The organism is Vibrio anguillarum, from assembly GCF_001989995.2.
Lineage (GTDB): Bacteria > Pseudomonadota > Gammaproteobacteria > Enterobacterales > Vibrionaceae > Vibrio > Vibrio anguillarum.
Map to the genome: position 1 here is coordinate 1 of NZ_JAHGUP010000190.1, position 672 is coordinate 672.

Annotated in this window: 1 protein-coding gene; it reads right to left on the reverse strand. The window is 37.9% G+C overall.

Annotated elements, in window-relative coordinates; genetic code table 11:
- Positions 1-117: 117 nt before the first annotated feature.
- Positions 118-609, reverse strand: a complete 492-nt coding sequence (locus tag PL85_RS18325; protein WP_115340127.1) for a hypothetical protein — start codon at positions 607-609, stop codon at positions 118-120.
- Positions 610-672: the final 63 nt, after the last annotated feature.

Genomic DNA, 672 nt, shown 5'->3' on the forward strand with positions numbered 1-672 from the left:
TAACGCCCTGTTAAGGTGTGAGCAACACAATACTGAAGCTCCCGCATACCACCTTAACCACTAAATTCAACGCATAGTAAAAATGCCACGCGTTGCGAATCACTCTTGAACAGTTTGTTAGGGCATCAGAATGTTATAATACTGTGCGACAAAGGAACTCGCTAAAAAGATAAACCCAATTGCACCTATCACACCCTTAGAGCTTAGGAGTACAAAACTCAGCAATGCCTTAGTTAGCAATGGTAAAGTTAAAGGAAAAATACCTTCGCCCAACACTTTCACAAAACCAGCAAAAGCTCCGACAAAAGCTATCATCATTACAACCCCTAATAAAAGAAGAACAGTAGTATTACCTATACTTCCCAACAATAGATACAAGCCGAAAACGATTAACCCTAAAACGAAAGCGCTAACGGCGATAGGCACCATAGAAACTAAATTGCCTACATAACTATTTAACATTGCATTATTAACATCAGCTCTAGTTTCTATAAACCGTTTGGCTTGATTACCAAATTTAACTTTCAGTTTTTCAGACAAAAAATAGTCATAACTCATTAAAAGAGTGGCTACCACCTGAAGATTCAATATTGTTAGTTGTGAAATCATCTTGTTATTTCTTTAATAGTCGATAGTGAGTGCGCTTCTGAGCCTAGTGTACCCCACGAAAAG